This window comes from Neobacillus muris (assembly GCF_943193175.1).
GTDB classification, from domain to species: Bacteria; Bacillota; Bacilli; order Bacillales; family Cytobacillaceae; genus Neobacillus; species Neobacillus muris.
Genome location: NZ_CALPDF010000028.1, coordinates 24,924 through 40,815, shown reverse-complemented (window position 1 = coordinate 40,815; position 15,892 = coordinate 24,924). Strand labels below are relative to the sequence as shown.

Sequence of the window (15,892 nt, the reverse complement as noted above, 5' to 3'; positions counted from 1 at the left end):
CTTGATTACCAAACGTAAGCTAGTACTTCTCCACCGATTTGTTTTGCACGAGCCTCTTTATCTGTCAAAACACCTTGAGATGTTGAAACTAATGCAATACCAAGTCCGTTAAGAACCTTTGGCACCTCGTCAGATTTTGCGTAAACACGAAGACCAGGCTTGCTTATGCGTTTAAGACCAGTGATAACACGTTCATTATTTGCACCGTATTTTAAGAAGATACGGATAATACCTTGTTTATTATCTTCGATATATTCAACGTCACGCACGAAACCTTCACGCTTTAAGATTTCAGCGATTTCCTTTTTGATATTAGAAGCAGGCACTTCTAATTTTTCGTGACGTACCATATTCGCATTACGAATGCGAGTAAGCAAATCAGCAATTGGATCTGTCATGACCATTATTTTTACCTCCTTCCACAAGCTCTAGTTTTTACCAGCTAGCTTTTTTAACACCAGGAATTTGTCCTTTGTATGCTAATTCACGGAAACAAATACGGCAAAGCTTAAATTTACGGTATACAGAGTGTGGACGTCCGCAGCGTTCGCAGCGAGTATACTCTTGTACTTTGTATTTAGGCGTGCGTTTTTGTTTCGCAATCATTGACTTTTTAGCCACGTTTTCGCCTCCCTTATTTAGCGATTACTTTTGGAATGGCATTCCGATTTGAGTTAATAATTCACGAGCCTCTTCATCAGTATTTGCAGTAGTAACAATTACGATGTCCATACCGCGTACTTTGCTGACTTTATCGTAATCAATTTCAGGGAAGATTAGCTGTTCTTTAATACCTAAAGTATAGTTGCCGCGACCATCAAATGCTTTTTTAGAAACACCACGGAAGTCACGTACACGAGGTAAAGATACAGAAACTAATTTGTCCAAGAATTGATACATACGCTCACCGCGAAGAGTAACTTTTGCGCCGATAGGCATACCTTCACGAAGACGGAAACCAGCGATAGATTTTTTCGCACGAGTGACAACTGGCTTTTGACCAGTGATCAATGCTAGTTCTTCAACTGCATTATCCAATGCTTTTGCGTTTTGAACTGCGTCACCAACACCCATGTTGATAACAATTTTTTCAATTTTAGGAACCTGCATAACAGATTTATAACTGAACTTGCTCATAAGAGCAGGGCTAATTTCTTTAACATATTTTTCTTTTAGGCGGTTCATTTAGTGTACCTCCCTTCTTTTTTGAACTATTTATCTAAAACTTCACCGGATTTTGCTACGCGCACTTTTTTGCCATCAACCGTTTGGTATCCTACCCGAGTTGGGTTGCCGGTTTTTGGATCGATAGGCATAACATTAGATACATGGATTGGAGCCTCAAAGCTGACAATACCGCCTTGTGGATTCAATTGTGAAGGTTTTGAGTGCTTCTTTACAATGTTCACACCCTCAACAACAACACGGTTATCTTTCGGATATGCAGCCAGGATTACGCCTGTTTTGCCTTTATCCTTGCCAGAGATCACTCTGACTTTATCACCTTTTTTTACATGCATCCTTAAAGCACCTCCTTAAAGGCCAATTGGATTAAAAGATATTATAGTACTTCTGGAGCTAGAGAAACAATTTTCATAAAGTTGTTATCGCGAAGTTCGCGGGCAACAGGTCCGAAGATACGTGTTCCACGAGGGCTCTTATCTTCTCTGATTATGACACATGCGTTTTCATCAAAACGAATGTAGGAACCGTCTGGGCGGCGAACACCGCTCTTTGTCCGTACAACAACAGCTTTAACAACATCGCCTTTTTTAACAACGCCACCTGGTGTTGCTTGTTTTACTGCACAAACGATAATATCTCCGATATTAGCGGTCTTGCGGCCTGAACCACCAAGAACTTTAATTGCAAGTACTTCACGAGCACCAGAGTTGTCAGCAACTTTCAAACGTGATTCTTGTTGAATCATGTGTGTAACCTCCCTTCGGAATGAAACTAATCCGAACCATTAAATAATAACTGCTTTTTCTACAACTTCAACTAAACGGAAGCGTTTAGTAGCTGAAAGCGGGCGAGTTTCCATGATACGAACGATATCGCCGATTTTTGCCTGGTTTTGCTCATCATGAGCTTTGAATTTTTTAGAGTACTTAACGCGTTTACCGTAAAGTGGATGTTTTTTGTAAGTTTCGACAAGAACAGTAATGGTTTTATCCATTTTGTCAGAAACCACACGTCCAGTGTAAACCTTGCGCTGGTTGCGTTCACTCATCAACGTGAACCTCCTCTCATTGATCACTTGTTAAAACTGATTTCTCTTTCACGAACAACAGTTTTCATGCGGGCAATCGATTTGCGAACTTCACGAATGCGGGCAGTATTTTCAAGTTGTCCAGTCGCCAATTGAAAGCGAAGGTTGAAAAGCTCTTCTTTAAGAGATTTTACTTTTTGTTCAATTTCAGCAGTGGTAAGGTCACGAATTTCATTAGCTTTCATTTGATTCACCACCAATTTCTTCACGTTTTACAAACTTACATTTTACTGGAAGTTTGTGTGATGCAAGTCGAAGTGCTTCACGAGCGATTTCTTCAGAAACGCCAGCAATTTCGAACATAATTTTCCCAGGCTTCACAACAGCTACCCATCCTTCTGGAGCACCTTTACCGGAACCCATCCGAACTTCTAGAGGCTTAGCAGTGTAAGGCTTATGAGGGAAGATTTTAATCCATACTTTACCGCCACGTTTCATGTAACGTGTCATGGCAATACGGGCTGCTTCAATTTGACGGTTAGTGATCCAAGAAGCTTCTAATGCTTGCAGGCCGAATTCACCGAAAGATACTTCCGTTCCGCCTTTTGCATTACCGCGCATGTTACCACGGTGTTGACGGCGATATTTAACGCGTTTTGGCAATAACATGATTATTTGCCTCCTTCCTCAGTTTTCTTCTTAGTAGGAAGGACCTCTCCACGATAGATCCATACTTTAATACCAAGCTTACCATAGGTAGTGTCAGCTTCAGCTGTAGCATAGTCGATATCAGCGCGAAGTGTATGAAGTGGAACAGTTCCTTCGCTATAGTGTTCAGCACGAGCGATATCTGCACCGCCAAGACGACCAGATACCTGTGTTTTGATACCCTTTGCGCCTGCACGCATTGCACGCTGGATCGCTTGCTTTTGTGCACGACGGAAGGATGCGCGGTTTTCTAATTGACGAGCAATGTTTTCTGCAACCAATTTCGCATCGATATCAGCTCTCTTGATTTCAAGGATGTTGATATGAACTCGCTTGCCAGTTAATTGATTTAATGCTTTACGAAGTGCTTCAACTTCTGTGCCGCCTTTACCGATAACCATACCAGGCTTAGCAGTATGGATCGTAACGTTCACGCGGTTTGCTGCACGTTCGATTTCAACTTTAGAAACAGAAGCATCTTTTAAACGCTTCGTGATATATTCACGAACTTTAATATCTTCGTGTAAAAGATCAGCAAAGTCTTTACCTGCATACCATTTAGACTCCCAATCACGAATGATTCCAATACGCAGACCGACTGGATTTACTTTTTGACCCACAGATTATCCCTCCTTCTTCTCTGATAGTACGATAGTAATGTGGCTAGTACGTTTGTTAATTTGGCTTGCACGGCCCATAGCGCGTGGACGGAAGCGTTTCAATGTCGGACCTTCGTCAACGAATGCTTGAGAAACAACTAGGTTGTTAACGTCCATTTCGTAGTTGTGCTCAGCGTTTGCCATAGCAGATTTTAATACTTTTTCAACGATTGGAGAAGCAGCCTTAGGAGTGAGATTTAAAATCGCCACCGCTTCACCAACTTGCTTTCCTCGAATTAAATCAACGACTAAGCGTGCTTTACGAGGAGCAATTCGGACTGTTCTTGCAACAGCTTTTGCTTGCATTTGGATGCCCTCCTCTCTTAGCGTCTTGTTTTCTTATCATCAGCGGCATGACCTTTGTAGGTACGAGTTGGAGCGAATTCTCCTAACTTGTGGCCTACCATGTCTTCCGTAACATAAACAGGCACATGTTTACGGCCGTCATATACGGCAATTGTATGACCGATAAATTGTGGGAAGATCGTAGAACGGCGTGACCAAGTTTTAATAACTTGTTTTTTATCAGTCTCATTTAATTTTTCGACTTTTACCATTAAGTGATCATCAACAAATGGTCCTTTTTTTAAGCTGCGACCCATGAAGGAACCTCCCTTCGTGATTGCTCTACGGCTCTAGTCACGAACCGTAGTACAATCCCGTTATTTTTTACGACGGTTAACGATAAGTTTATCTGATTTGTTTTTCTTCTTACGAGTTTTGTAACCAAGAGTTGGTTTACCCCATGGTGACATTGGTGATTTACGTCCGATAGGAGCGCGGCCTTCACCACCACCGTGTGGGTGATCGTTAGGGTTCATAACAGAACCGCGGACTGTTGGGCGTTTGCCTAACCAGCGTGAACGACCAGCTTTACCAATATTGATAAGCTCGTGTTGTTCGTTTCCTACTTGACCAATTGAAGCACGGCACTCAGAAAGGATATAACGAGTTTCACCAGAAGTTAAACGAACTAATACGTATTTGCCTTCTTTACCAAGCACTTGTGCACTTGTTCCAGCAGAACGTACCAATTGGCCGCCTTTACCTGGTTTCAACTCAATATTGTGTACTACAGAACCAACCGGAATGTTTGCAAGCGGTAATGCATTACCCACTTTAATGTCAGCCTCAGGGCCAGACATAACAGTCATTCCAACTTCTAAATTTTTTGGAGCTAAGATATAACGCTTTTCTCCATCTGCGTAATTGATCAATGCAATATTTGCAGAACGGTTTGGATCGTATTCGATAGTGGCAACGCGTCCTGGAATGCCATCTTTTGTACGTTTGAAATCGATGATCCGATATTGACGCTTATGGCCGCCACCTTGATGACGAACAGTTAACTTACCTTGGTTATTACGGCCGCCTTTGCTCTTTAGTGGAGCTAATAGAGATTTCTCAGGAGTGCTAGTTGTGATTTCAGCGAAATCAGAAACTGTCATTCCACGACGACCATTGGAGGTAGGTTTGTACTTTTTAATCGCCATTTTATTTCCCTCCTCTTCTTTGTTAGTTTTTAGCTTTCAAAGAATTCAATTTCTTTGCTGTCAGCTGTTAATTTAACGATTGCTTTACGACGCTTGTTAGTGTATCCGCCGAATTTGCCCATACGCTTGAATTTACCTTTGTAGTTCATGATGTTAACTTTCTCAACATCAACGCCGAAGATTTCTTCTACAGCATCTTTAACTTGAGTTTTGTTAGCTCTCACATCTACTTCAAAAGTATATTTCTTTTCAGCAATTAGGTCAGTAGAACGTTCAGTGATAACGGGGCGCTTAATGATATCGCGTGCATCCATTATGCAAGCACCTCCTCTACTTTTTCAACCGCTGCTTTAGTCATGATCAATTTATCATGATTTACAACGTCTAATACGTTGATTCCATCAGCAGTTACAACCGTTACACCAGGGATGTTGCGAGCAGATAATGCTACGTTCTCATCTAGGTCTGCAGTAACGATTAATGCTTTTTTCTCAACAGAAAGACCATTTAAAACAGCTTTGAAGTCTTTTGTTTTAGGAGTTTCTACGTTTAGGCTTTCTAATACTAAGATGTTTTCTTCCAATACTTTAGAAGAAAGCGCAGATTTAATCGCTAAACGACGAACCTTCTTAGGTAATTTATAGCTGTAGCTGCGTGGTGTAGGACCGAATACAGTGCCGCCCCCGCGCCATTGTGGTGAACGGATCGAACCTTGACGAGCACGTCCAGTTCCTTTTTGACGCCATGGTTTTTTACCACCGCCGCTTACTTCAGAACGATTTTTTACACTGTGAGTACCTTGACGTAATGAAGCACGCTGCATAATGATGGCTTCAAATAGTACGTGTTGGTTAGGCTCAATACCAAAAACTGAATCATTAAGTTCAACTTCTCCAACTTGTGAACCAGTTTGGTTTAATAATGCTACTTTAGGCATTCTATTGTTCCTCCTTTCTCAAGTAGTACTTATGCTTTAACCGCACTTTGGATTTTTAATAATGCTTTTTTAGCTCCTGGTACGTTACCTTTGATTAAAAGCAAGTTGCGCTCTGCATCAACTTTAACAATCTCAAGGTTTTGCACAGTAACTTGTTCTCCACCCATACGTCCAGGTAATAATTTACCTTTGAATACACGGTTTGGAGCAACAGGTCCCATCGAACCAGGACGACGATGATAACGAGAACCGTGAGCCATTGGGCCGCGTGATTGTCCGTGGCGCTTGATTGAGCCTTGGAAACCTTTACCCTTTGAGATTCCTGTTACATCTACTACATCGCCTGCAGCGAAAATATCAACTTTGACTTCTTGACCAACTTCATAGCCTGCTAAGTCATCTTCGCGGAATTCGCGAACGAAGCGCTTAGGAGCAGTATTTGCTTTAGCTGCATGCCCTTTTTCTGGCTTGTTAGCTAACTTTTCACGTTTGTCTTCGAAACCAACTTGAACAGCGTTGTAGCCATCAGTTTCAACTGATTTCTTTTGAAGAACAACGTTTGGAGCTACCTCAACAACAGTTACCGGGATTAAATTGCCGTTCTCTGCAAATACTTGAGTCATACCAATCTTTCTTCCTAAGATTCCTTTGGTCATGTAAGTCACACCTCCTGTGGTTTAAATTGTTTATTTTGATTAAAGTTTAATTTCGATATCTACACCAGATGGTAAATCTAATCGCATTAACGCATCAACTGTTTGTGGAGTTGGGTTTACAATGTCGATTAGACGCTTATGTGTCCGCATTTCAAATTGCTCACGAGAATCTTTGTACTTGTGAACCGCACGAAGAATCGTGTAAACAGATTTTTCAGTTGGAAGCGGAATTGGACCGGATACAGCCGCACCTGAACGTTTTGCTGTTTCAACGATTTTTTCTGCTGATTGATCAAGAATTCTGTGATCATAAGCTTTTAAACGGATACGAATTTTTTGTTTTGCCATTATTTTCCCTCCTTTATCGCCTATTTTTAAAATAGACATACTCTGTGGAAATATCCTTACACACGCGCCATGGCAAAGCGGCCGGGTGTGTCAGCAACCTCCCACATCATCGCAGTCAAAGACCAACATTGTCTATTATACATAAATCTTTAGGTAAATGCAACAAGAATATTGCATTCTTATGCGCCATCGCACTTTTACTATTATAGCGGCTCATTTCCCCAATTTCAATAGGGTTATTCATTCTCCAGTAATATCCTATTTTATTTGCCGGACATTCTAATTTATTTCTTCTATATTATATAGAAGAAACTCGATAAAACGATTTCCATTCCTTATAAATGTTCGCATAAAAAAAAGCAGGTGGATTTAAATCCATCTGCTTTTTGTTCCTTTATTACTTAATAACAGTTGTGATTGAACCTGAACCAACTGTACGTCCGCCTTCACGAATTGAGAACTTAGTTCCTTCTTCGATAGCGACTGGAGCGATTAGTTCAACAGTCATTTCAGTGTTATCGCCAGGCATTACCATTTCAGTACCTTCTGGAAGAGTAATGATTCCAGTGATATCAGAAGTACGGAAATAGAATTGTGGACGATAGTTAGAGAAGAATGGAGTATGACGTCCACCTTCTTCTTTAGACAATACGTAAACTTGCGCTTTGAAAGAAGTGTGTGGGTTAATAGTTTTTGGCTTAGCCAAAACTTGTCCGCGTTCTACTTCATCACGTGATACACCACGAAGAAGGGCACCGATGTTGTCACCAGCTTCAGCAAAGTCAAGAAGCTTACGGAACATTTCTACACCTGTTACAGTTGTAGATTTTGGCTCTTCAGTGAAACCAACGATTTCAACAACGTCACCAACACGAACTTGTCCACGCTCTACACGACCAGTAGCAACTGTACCACGGCCAGTGATTGAGAATACGTCCTCAACAGGCATCATGAATGGCTTGTCAGTGTCACGAGTTGGAGTTGGGATATAGCTGTCAACAGCATCCATTAATTCAATGATTTTTTCTTCCCAAGCAGCGTCGCCTTCTAATGCTTTAAGAGCAGAACCTTTGATAACTGGTACATCATCACCAGGGAAGTCATACTCAGAAAGAAGGTCACGTACTTCCATTTCTACTAATTCAAGTAATTCTTCGTCGTCTACCATGTCACATTTGTTCATGAATACAACAAGGTAAGGAACGCCTACCTGACGAGAAAGAAGGATGTGCTCACGAGTTTGTGGCATTGGGCCGTCAGCAGCAGATACTACAAGGATACCGCCGTCCATTTGCGCAGCACCAGTGATCATGTTTTTAACATAGTCAGCGTGTCCTGGGCAGTCAACGTGTGCATAGTGACGTGCATCAGTTTCATACTCAACGTGTGCAGTAGAGATTGTGATACCACGCTCTCTTTCTTCTGGAGCACCATCAATCTGATCGTATGCACGAGCTTCTGCTTTACCTTGCTTAGCAAGAACAGAAGTGATTGCAGCTGTTAAAGTTGTTTTACCGTGGTCAACGTGACCAATTGTACCAATGTTAACGTGTGGCTTAGAGCGGTCGAATTTAGCTTTTGCCATTTGGAAAATCCTCCTTTGGATTATAAAATTAATAAGTATATTTTTAGTGGAAACTGCTACTCAAAAATAGCAGCTTCCATTAATACATAAGTAGTTATACTCGATAGAAAGGCGAAAATCAATTATTCGCCTTTATTTTTTTTGATAATTTCTTCAGAAATGGATTTTGGAACTTCTTCATAGTGGTCAAAGTGCATGGAGAATACTCCACGGCCTTGAGTGCTAGAACGAAGTGCTGTTGCATAACCAAACATTTCTGAAAGTGGAACCATTGAACGAACTACTTGAGCATTACCACGAGCTTCCATACCTTCAACGCGGCCACGGCGTGCAGTAATTTGTCCCATGATATCACCAAGATATTCTTCAGGGATAACTACTTCTACTCTCATAACCGGCTCAAGGATAACTGGCTGACACTTAGAAGCAGCATTTTTAAGTGCTAATGAAGCAGCAATCTTAAACGCCATTTCAGAGGAGTCAACGTCGTGATAAGATCCGTCGAACAATCTTGCCTTGATATCTACCATTGGGTAACCAGCAAGAACACCACGCTCAAGAGCGTCTTTCAAACCAGCCTCAACAGCAGGGATGTATTCACGAGGAACAACACCACCAACGATACCATTTTCAAATTCAAAGCCTTTACCTTCTTCGTTTGGTGAGAACTCAATCCAAACGTGTCCGTATTGTCCACGGCCGCCAGATTGGCGGGCAAACTTACCTTCAACTTGTGCAGAAGCACGGAAAGTTTCACGGTATGCTACTTGTGGAGCACCTACGTTAGCTTCCACTTTGAATTCACGCTTCATACGGTCAACGATGATATCAAGGTGAAGCTCACCCATACCAGCGATGATGGTTTGTCCAGTTTCTGGATTTGTATGTGCGCGGAAAGTTGGGTCTTCCTCTTGAAGCTTTTGCAAAGCAGTTGTCATTTTATCTTGGTCTGCTTTTGATTTCGGCTCAACAGAAAGCTCGATTACAGGCTCAGGGAATTGCATGGACTCAAGAATAACAGGATTTTTGTCATCACATAGAGTGTCGCCTGTAGTTGTATCTTTTAAACCTACAGCTGCAGCAATGTCACCAGCATAAACCTTAGAGATTTCCTGGCGATGGTTTGCGTGCATTTGCAGAATACGACCGATACGTTCACGCTTGCCTTTAGTAGAGTTTTGGACATAGGATCCAGACTCTAATGTACCAGAGTAAACACGGAAGAATGTTAATTTACCAACATAAGGGTCAGTCATAACTTTGAATGCAAGAGCTGAGAACGGCTCGTCGTCACTTGAATGACGCTCAAGAACTTCATCCTCATCATCAACTGCATGACCTTTAATAGCTGGTACATCCAGTGGAGATGGAAGATAGTCGATGACTGCATCCAGCATTAGCTGAACACCTTTGTTTTTAAATGCAGAACCGCAGATAACAGGATAGAATTCAACGTTAACAGTACCTTTACGGATAGCTGCTTTTAGCTCATCCACAGAGATTTCCTCTCCGCCAAGATACTTCTCCATCAATTCTTCATCAAGCTCTGCTACTGCTTCAACCAATTTTTCATGGTATTCGTCAGCTTGCGCACGGTACTCTTCGGGAATTTCTTTTACTTCGATATCAGTGCCAAGGTCATTGGTGTAGAAATAAGCTTTCATTTCTACTAAATCAATGATGGCCTCAAACTGATCTTCAGCGCCGATTGGCAGCTGAATTGCATGTGCATTTGCCTGCAGACGGTCATGGATTGTTTTTACAGAATACAAGAAGTCTGCACCGATTTTGTCCATCTTGTTAACGAACACGATACGAGGTACGCCGTAAGTTGTTGCTTGGCGCCAAACTGTTTCAGTCTGAGGCTCAACACCTGACTGTGCGTCAAGTACAGCAACCGCACCATCTAACACACGAAGAGAACGTTCAACTTCAACTGTGAAGTCTACGTGTCCTGGGGTGTCGATGATGTTTACACGGTGGCCTTTCCATTGTGCTGTTGTTGCAGCGGAAGTGATGGTAATTCCGCGCTCTTGCTCTTGCTCCATCCAGTCCATCTGAGACGCGCCTTCATGAGTTTCACCGATTTTATGAATTTTACCAGTGTAATAAAGTACCCGTTCAGTGGTCGTCGTTTTACCGGCATCAATGTGTGCCATGATCCCGATATTGCGAGTGTTTTCTAAGGAGAACTCTCTTGCCATTGGGTTTTTCTCCTTCCTAGTATGAAAGATTTTAGTTTGAAGATTATATTACCAACGATAGTGAGCAAACGCTTTGTTTGCTTCTGCCATTTTGTGTGTATCTTCACGCTTCTTAACAGATGCGCCTGTGTTGTTAGCTGCATCCATGATTTCGTTAGCTAAACGCTCTTCCATGGTTTTTTCACCGCGAAGACGAGAATAGTTTACTAACCAGCGAAGACCAAGAGTTGTACGGCGGTCAGGACGCACCTCAACTGGTACTTGGTAGTTGGCACCCCCTACACGGCGTGCTCTAACTTCAAGAACTGGCATAATGTTTTTAAGTGCTGCTTCGAACACTTCCATTGGTTCTTTGCCAGTACGTTCACGAATAATATCGAAAGCTGAGTAAAGAATAGCTTGTGACTTACCTCTTTTGCCATCAACCATCATTTTGTTGATTAGGCGGGTAACTAGTTTAGAATTGTAAAGCGGATCTGGCAATACATCTCTTTTTGCTACAGGACCTTTACGTGGCATTTTGTTTCCTCCTTTCAAAGAAGCTATATGCTAAATTAGTTAATTATTTTTTTGCTGCTTTTGGACGCTTAGTACCGTATTTAGAACGGCCTTGCATACGGTTGTTAACACCTGCAGTATCAAGCGCACCACGAACGATGTGATAACGTACCCCTGGTAAGTCTTTTACACGGCCGCCGCGGATAAGAACAACACTGTGCTCTTGAAGGTTATGGCCGATACCAGGAATGTATGCAGTCACCTCAATACCATTTGTCAAACGCACACGAGCATATTTACGCAGCGCTGAGTTTGGTTTTTTAGGAGTCATTGTACCAACACGAGTACATACCCCGCGTTTTTGTGGTGAAGATACATTTGTTTGAGATTTTTTAAAGCTGTTATAACCTTTATTTAGCGCAGGAGATTTTGATTTCTCAGTCGTTGATTGACGAGGCTTGCGCACTAATTGGTTAATTGTAGGCATGATTTTTCCTCCCTTCATGATTTGTAGACCCACACATCCAGGTGGTTCATTTTTTTGCAAAAACAAAGTTTTTGCAGACTATTCTACTGCAAAAACAGTTTTTAACGGATAATAGCAACAGCTGCTGCACCAACTTCTATTCCACATGCTTTTCCTAATCGTTTCATTGAATCGCAATATTGGATAGGAATATTATGTTCAAGAGCTTCGTTTAGTGCTTTCTCAATCACTCTAGGCTCAGCATCCTTCGCAACGACTAGCTCTTTTACAATTCCTTCTCTCAGTGCTTTCACTGTTTGTTTTGTTCCTATAATTACTTCATTTGCCTTTAATACTTTTTCATAAGACATGTTTCATTTCCTCCAAAGTATCAAATGTATAGGAGCACCTTTGATATAGTATCATCTTCTAAAATATATGTCAAATATTTTTTTACTTTTTTTGTTATCGACAAGAAGTCTTTAAAAACGCGGTGCCAGAATCTACTGGCACCGCATGATGTTTTATTCCACAGTAATTGGCTCTTCAGACGTTGTGTCTCTTAAGACTGGTTCTGCCTTGCGATAACGCTGCATGCCTGTTCCGGCAGGCACTAGCTTACCAATGATGACATTTTCTTTCAAGCCGAGTAATTCATCACGTTTGCCTTTGATCGCTGCATCGGTAAGAACTCTTGTTGTTTCTTGGAACGATGCGGCAGAAAGGAACGAATCTGTCTCAAGGGATGCCTTGGTAATACCAAGCAATACCGGACGTCCGGTAGCAGGCATTTTACCTGAAAGCAGCGCTTTTTCATTGGCATCGGTAAATTGGTGAATATCAAGCAATGTGCCTGGAAGCACATCTGTTTCACCAGCATCGCTGACACGAACTTTCCGAAGCATTTGCCGTACCATCACTTCAACGTGCTTGTCACCGATCTCAACACCCTGCATGCGGTAAACCTTTTGAACTTCACGCAATAGGTATTCTTGAACAGATTTCACGTCTTTTACTTTGATTAATTCTTTCGGATCGATAGAACCTTCGGTTAATTCCTGGCCGCGTTCTACCTGATCACCTGCAGCCACTTTTAGACGGGCTGTATATGGAGCATTGTAAGTGCGGGATTCCACCTCGCCTTGAACGACAATCTCATGCTGGCGATCACGTCCTTCATTAATGGCAATAACAGTTCCCTCAATTTCTGAAATAACAGCCTGGCCTTTAGGGTTACGTGCTTCAAAAATCTCTTGAATACGCGGTAAACCTTGTGTGATGTCGTCTCCGGCAACACCGCCTGTATGGAACGTACGCATAGTTAACTGTGTACCAGGTTCACCGATCGATTGAGCAGCAATAATACCGACTGCTTCACCAACTTCAACTTCTTGGCCTGTTGCCAGGTTGCGTCCATAACATTTCTTACAAACACCATGGCGGGTATTACATGTAAACGCAGAGCGGATCTTGACTTCCTCGATGCCTGCACCGACGATTTGCTCCGCGATGTCTTCCGTAATTAGATCGTTTTCTTCCACGATGATTTCTTTCGTTTCAGGATGCTTAATAGTGTTGCGGGCATAACGGCCGATCAACCGCTCTTCCAGCGATTCGATGATTTCAGTGCCATCTTTCAAGGCACGAATAGCAAAGCCGCGGTCGGTTCCACAATCATCTTCACGGACAATAACATCCTGGGCCACGTCAACTAAACGACGTGTTAAATAACCAGAGTCAGCTGTTTTAAGAGCTGTATCCGCAAGACCCTTACGGGCACCGTGTGTGGAAATAAAGTACTCTAATACGGTTAATCCCTCACGGAAACTTGATTTAATTGGGAGCTCGATAATACGTCCGGCTGGGTTCGCCATCAAACCGCGCATACCTGCTAACTGGGTAAAGTTAGAGGCGTTACCACGGGCACCAGAGTCACTCATCATAAAGATTGGGTTAGTTTTATTCAAGGATTTCATCAGCTTTCCTTGAATGGTATCCTTCGCCGCACTCCAAATGGAAATAACCCGATCATAACGTTCGTCCTCGGTAATTAAACCGCGGCGGAACTGTTTCATAACATTATCAACCTTCGTCTGGGCATCGTGGAGAATCTGCTCTTTTTCGCCAAGTACGACGATGTCGGCTACCCCTACGGTAATGCCCGCTTTAGTTGAATATTTAAATCCTAGATCCTTCATCCGGTCAAGCATTTTAGACGTTTCTGTAATTTTGAACCGTTTAAATACTTCTGCGATGATGTTTCCAAGGATTTTCTTCTTAAATGGATCAATCAAAGGCATCGACTGAATTTTTGCCTTGATGTCTTCGCCTTTTTCCACAAAGTACTTCTCAGGCGTTTTAACCTCTAAGTTATCCTTTGTTGGTTCATTGATGTAAGGGAATGACTTCGGAAGAATTTGGTTGAAAATCAACTTACCAACAGTTGTGATCAACAGCTTATTATTCTGTTCTTCAGTAAATGTTTCGTTGCCCAGAGAACCTGCATAAACAGCGACACGGCTGTGCAAATGAACATAGCCATTTTGGTAAGCCAGTTCAGCTTCCGCTGCATCATTGAAGACCATCCCTTCACCAACTGCCCCTTCTCTTTCAAGTGTCAAGTAATAGTTGCCTAACACCATGTCTTGAGATGGAGTAACAACCGGTTTTCCATCTTTAGGGTTCAAGATGTTTTGAGCAGCAAGCATTAACAAACGTGCTTCTGCTTGTGCTTCAGCGGAAAGCGGTACGTGAACAGCCATTTGGTCGCCATCAAAGTCCGCATTGTAGGCTGTACAAACAAGCGGATGAAGACGAATGGCACGTCCTTCAACGAGTGTCGGTTCAAACGCCTGGATCCCCAGTCTGTGCAGCGTAGGGGCCCGGTTAAGCAATACTGGATGTTCTTTAATGACATCTTCAAGGACATCCCATACTTCAGGCGATACCCGTTCGATTTTCCGTTTGGCAGATTTAATGTTATGTGCTAACCCTTTTTCAACAAGCTCTTTCATAACAAACGGCTTGAATAATTCAAGTGCCATTTCTTTTGGAAGGCCGCATTGGTACATTTTCAGGTTAGGACCAACGACGATAACAGAACGTCCGGAGTAGTCAACCCGCTTACCAAGCAAGTTTTGGCGGAAACGCCCCTGCTTTCCTTTTAACATATGGGAAAGGGATTTTAACGGACGGTTACCAGGACCTGTAACAGGACGTCCGCGACGGCCGTTATCAATCAAGGCATCTACTGCTTCTTGCAGCATCCGCTTTTCGTTTTGAACAATAATGCTTGGTGCGCCAAGATCTAATAGGCGCTTTAACCGGTTATTCCGGTTGATCACACGGCGATATAGATCGTTAAGGTCGGAGGTTGCAAATCTTCCGCCATCCAATTGAACCATTGGACGAAGTTCAGGAGGGATAACTGGAAGGACATCAAGGATCATCCAAGATGGCTCGTTTCCTGAATTACGGAATGCTTCCAATACTTCAAGGCGCTTAATTGCCCGCGTACGGCGCTGGCCTTGAGCTGTTTTTAATTCTTCTTTAAGAGAATCCACTTCTTTATCTAAATCAATATCAGATAATAATTTCTTAATCGCTTCAGCTCCCATAGATGCCTGGAATTTGTTTCCATACTTCTCACGATAAGTGCGGTATTCCTTTTCTGATAAAAGCTGTTTCTTTTCTAGAGCCGTATCTCCAGATTCCGTTACGACATAAGAAGCAAAGTAAATAACTTCTTCTAAAGCACGAGGGGACATATCTAATACAAGTCCCATTCGGCTTGGAATTCCTTTAAAGTACCAAATGTGAGAAACAGGTGCAGCAAGCTCAATATGGCCCATGCGTTCACGGCGGACTTTGGCACGAGTCACTTCCACTCCGCATCGGTCACACACCACGCCTTTATACCGGACCCGCTTATACTTACCGCAATGGCACTCCCAATCTTTTGTCGGACCGAAAATTCTTTCACAGAATAATCCGTCTTTCTCAGGCTTTAAGGTACGATAGTTGATGGTTTCTGGCTTCTTCACTTCTCCGTATGACCATGAACGGATTTTATCCGGTGAAGCAAGGCCAATCTTCATGAATTCAAAATTATTAACGTCCAACAAGG

The 15,892-nt window shown here is 42.4% G+C and carries 22 protein-coding genes; all 22 read right to left on the bottom strand.

What is annotated here, in order from left to right:
* Positions 1 to 5 precede the first annotated feature (5 nt).
* The 22 genes from rpsH to rpoC all read right to left on the bottom strand — a co-directional run bounded on the left by rpsH (position 6) and on the right by rpoC (position 15,890).
* Positions 6 to 404: a 30S ribosomal protein S8 gene (rpsH, locus tag NFS43_RS16740; protein ID WP_251553891.1), complete on the bottom strand. Its 399-nt coding sequence runs from the start codon at positions 402 to 404 to the stop codon at positions 6 to 8.
* A gap of 31 nt (positions 405 to 435) precedes the next feature.
* Positions 436 to 621, bottom strand: coding sequence for a 30S ribosomal protein S14 (gene rpsN, locus NFS43_RS16735; protein ID WP_009499044.1), 186 nt, complete (start codon positions 619 to 621; stop codon positions 436 to 438).
* 24 nt (positions 622 to 645) lie between these two features.
* A complete protein-coding gene (rplE, locus tag NFS43_RS16730; protein ID WP_251553890.1) occupies positions 646 to 1,185 on the bottom strand; it encodes a 50S ribosomal protein L5 in 540 nt (179 codons plus the stop codon).
* Between the two features lie 26 nt (positions 1,186 to 1,211).
* The gene (gene rplX, locus NFS43_RS16725) at positions 1,212 to 1,520 is read right to left on the bottom strand and encodes a 50S ribosomal protein L24 (protein ID WP_251553889.1); all 309 of its coding nucleotides are present in this window, start codon (positions 1,518 to 1,520) and stop codon (positions 1,212 to 1,214) included.
* 41 nt (positions 1,521 to 1,561) lie between these two features.
* Complete coding sequence (gene rplN / locus NFS43_RS16720) at positions 1,562 to 1,930, bottom strand: 50S ribosomal protein L14 (protein WP_251553888.1); 369 nt, start codon at positions 1,928 to 1,930, stop codon at positions 1,562 to 1,564.
* A gap of 39 nt (positions 1,931 to 1,969) precedes the next feature.
* The gene (gene rpsQ, locus NFS43_RS16715; protein ID WP_251553887.1) at positions 1,970 to 2,233 is read right to left on the bottom strand and encodes a 30S ribosomal protein S17; all 264 of its coding nucleotides are present in this window, start codon (positions 2,231 to 2,233) and stop codon (positions 1,970 to 1,972) included.
* A 23-nt stretch (positions 2,234 to 2,256) separates the two neighbouring features.
* Positions 2,257 to 2,457, bottom strand: a complete 201-nt coding sequence (gene rpmC, locus NFS43_RS16710) for a 50S ribosomal protein L29 (RefSeq protein WP_042453970.1) — start codon at positions 2,455 to 2,457, stop codon at positions 2,257 to 2,259.
* Positions 2,447 to 2,881 (bottom strand): 50S ribosomal protein L16, encoded by a 435-nt coding sequence (gene rplP / locus NFS43_RS16705; protein WP_251553886.1) that lies wholly within the window; start codon positions 2,879 to 2,881, stop codon positions 2,447 to 2,449. Before rplP ends, rpmC begins: the two co-directional genes overlap by 11 nt.
* 2 nt (positions 2,882 to 2,883) lie before the next feature.
* Positions 2,884 to 3,540 carry a 30S ribosomal protein S3 gene (gene rpsC / locus NFS43_RS16700; protein ID WP_251553885.1) on the bottom strand — a complete coding sequence of 219 codons (657 nt, stop codon included), beginning with the start codon at positions 3,538 to 3,540 and terminating at the stop codon, positions 2,884 to 2,886.
* A 3-nt stretch (positions 3,541 to 3,543) separates the two neighbouring features.
* Positions 3,544 to 3,885: a 50S ribosomal protein L22 gene (rplV, locus tag NFS43_RS16695; RefSeq protein WP_251553884.1), complete on the bottom strand. Its 342-nt coding sequence runs from the start codon at positions 3,883 to 3,885 to the stop codon at positions 3,544 to 3,546.
* A 17-nt stretch (positions 3,886 to 3,902) separates the two neighbouring features.
* Positions 3,903 to 4,181 carry a 30S ribosomal protein S19 gene (rpsS, locus tag NFS43_RS16690; RefSeq protein ID WP_251553883.1) on the bottom strand — a complete coding sequence of 93 codons (279 nt, stop codon included), beginning with the start codon at positions 4,179 to 4,181 and terminating at the stop codon, positions 3,903 to 3,905.
* Between the two features lie 60 nt (positions 4,182 to 4,241).
* The gene (gene rplB, locus NFS43_RS16685; RefSeq protein ID WP_251553882.1) at positions 4,242 to 5,072 is read right to left on the bottom strand and encodes a 50S ribosomal protein L2; all 831 of its coding nucleotides are present in this window, start codon (positions 5,070 to 5,072) and stop codon (positions 4,242 to 4,244) included.
* Between the two features lie 29 nt (positions 5,073 to 5,101).
* On the bottom strand, positions 5,102 to 5,386 hold the full coding sequence (gene rplW, locus NFS43_RS16680) for a 50S ribosomal protein L23 (RefSeq protein ID WP_042453957.1): 285 nt from the start codon (positions 5,384 to 5,386) through the stop codon (positions 5,102 to 5,104).
* A complete protein-coding gene (gene rplD / locus NFS43_RS16675; protein ID WP_251553881.1) occupies positions 5,386 to 6,009 on the bottom strand; it encodes a 50S ribosomal protein L4 in 624 nt (207 codons plus the stop codon). Before rplD ends, rplW begins: the two co-directional genes overlap by 1 nt.
* 29 nt (positions 6,010 to 6,038) lie before the next feature.
* Entirely contained in the window at positions 6,039 to 6,665 is a 627-nt protein-coding gene (rplC, locus tag NFS43_RS16670; protein ID WP_251553880.1) for a 50S ribosomal protein L3, read from the bottom strand.
* 39 nt (positions 6,666 to 6,704) lie between these two features.
* Entirely contained in the window at positions 6,705 to 7,013 is a 309-nt protein-coding gene (gene rpsJ / locus NFS43_RS16665; protein ID WP_007085291.1) for a 30S ribosomal protein S10, read from the bottom strand.
* Between the two features lie 397 nt (positions 7,014 to 7,410).
* Positions 7,411 to 8,598 (bottom strand): elongation factor Tu, encoded by a 1,188-nt coding sequence (gene tuf / locus NFS43_RS16660; RefSeq protein ID WP_251553879.1) that lies wholly within the window; start codon positions 8,596 to 8,598, stop codon positions 7,411 to 7,413.
* A gap of 122 nt (positions 8,599 to 8,720) precedes the next feature.
* The gene (gene fusA, locus NFS43_RS16655; RefSeq protein ID WP_251553878.1) at positions 8,721 to 10,802 is read right to left on the bottom strand and encodes an elongation factor G; all 2,082 of its coding nucleotides are present in this window, start codon (positions 10,800 to 10,802) and stop codon (positions 8,721 to 8,723) included.
* 48 nt (positions 10,803 to 10,850) lie between these two features.
* Positions 10,851 to 11,321 (bottom strand): 30S ribosomal protein S7, encoded by a 471-nt coding sequence (gene rpsG, locus NFS43_RS16650; RefSeq protein WP_251553877.1) that lies wholly within the window; start codon positions 11,319 to 11,321, stop codon positions 10,851 to 10,853.
* A 43-nt stretch (positions 11,322 to 11,364) separates the two neighbouring features.
* A complete protein-coding gene (rpsL, locus tag NFS43_RS16645) occupies positions 11,365 to 11,787 on the bottom strand; it encodes a 30S ribosomal protein S12 (protein ID WP_213121087.1) in 423 nt (140 codons plus the stop codon).
* Between the two features lie 101 nt (positions 11,788 to 11,888).
* Positions 11,889 to 12,137, bottom strand: coding sequence for a 50S ribosomal protein L7ae-like protein (locus NFS43_RS16640; RefSeq protein ID WP_251553876.1), 249 nt, complete (start codon positions 12,135 to 12,137; stop codon positions 11,889 to 11,891).
* Positions 12,138 to 12,290: 153 nt separating this feature from the next.
* A complete protein-coding gene (gene rpoC, locus NFS43_RS16635) occupies positions 12,291 to 15,890 on the bottom strand; it encodes a DNA-directed RNA polymerase subunit beta' (protein WP_251553875.1) in 3,600 nt (1,199 codons plus the stop codon).
* Positions 15,891 to 15,892 lie beyond the last annotated feature (2 nt).

Bases quoted from the DNA above. Each gene is read 5' to 3' on its own strand.
- rpsG (WP_251553877.1), bottom strand. From the start codon at position 11,321: ATGCCACGTAAAGGTCCTGTAGCAAAAAGAGATGTATTGCCAGATCCG.
- tuf (WP_251553879.1), bottom strand. From the start codon at position 8,598: ATGGCAAAAGCTAAATTCGACCGCTCTAAGCCACACGTTAACATTGGT.
- rplE (WP_251553890.1), bottom strand. From the start codon at position 1,185: ATGAACCGCCTAAAAGAAAAATATGTTAAAGAAATTAGCCCTGCTCTT.
- NFS43_RS16640 (WP_251553876.1), bottom strand. From the start codon at position 12,137: ATGTCTTATGAAAAAGTATTAAAGGCAAATGAAGTAATTATAGGAACA.
- rpsL (WP_213121087.1), bottom strand. From the start codon at position 11,787: ATGCCTACAATTAACCAATTAGTGCGCAAGCCTCGTCAATCAACGACT.
- rplV (WP_251553884.1), bottom strand. From the start codon at position 3,885: ATGCAAGCAAAAGCTGTTGCAAGAACAGTCCGAATTGCTCCTCGTAAA.
- rpsJ (WP_007085291.1), bottom strand. From the start codon at position 7,013: ATGGCAAAACAAAAAATTCGTATCCGTTTAAAAGCTTATGATCACAGA.
- rplX (WP_251553889.1), bottom strand. From the start codon at position 1,520: ATGCATGTAAAAAAAGGTGATAAAGTCAGAGTGATCTCTGGCAAGGAT.
- rplN (WP_251553888.1), bottom strand. From the start codon at position 1,930: ATGATTCAACAAGAATCACGTTTGAAAGTTGCTGACAACTCTGGTGCT.
- rpsH (WP_251553891.1), bottom strand. From the start codon at position 404: ATGGTCATGACAGATCCAATTGCTGATTTGCTTACTCGCATTCGTAAT.
- rplB (WP_251553882.1), bottom strand. From the start codon at position 5,072: ATGGCGATTAAAAAGTACAAACCTACCTCCAATGGTCGTCGTGGAATG.
- rpmC (WP_042453970.1), bottom strand. From the start codon at position 2,457: ATGAAAGCTAATGAAATTCGTGACCTTACCACTGCTGAAATTGAACAA.
- rplW (WP_042453957.1), bottom strand. From the start codon at position 5,386: ATGGATGCACGCGATATCATTAAGCGCCCCGTTATCACTGAACGTTCT.
- rplD (WP_251553881.1), bottom strand. From the start codon at position 6,009: ATGCCTAAAGTAGCATTATTAAACCAAACTGGTTCACAAGTTGGAGAA.
- rplC (WP_251553880.1), bottom strand. From the start codon at position 6,665: ATGACCAAAGGAATCTTAGGAAGAAAGATTGGTATGACTCAAGTATTT.
- fusA (WP_251553878.1), bottom strand. From the start codon at position 10,802: ATGGCAAGAGAGTTCTCCTTAGAAAACACTCGCAATATCGGGATCATG.
- rpsQ (WP_251553887.1), bottom strand. From the start codon at position 2,233: ATGAGTGAACGCAACCAGCGCAAGGTTTACACTGGACGTGTGGTTTCT.
- rplP (WP_251553886.1), bottom strand. From the start codon at position 2,881: ATGTTATTGCCAAAACGCGTTAAATATCGCCGTCAACACCGTGGTAAC.
- rpsS (WP_251553883.1), bottom strand. From the start codon at position 4,181: ATGGGTCGCAGCTTAAAAAAAGGACCATTTGTTGATGATCACTTAATG.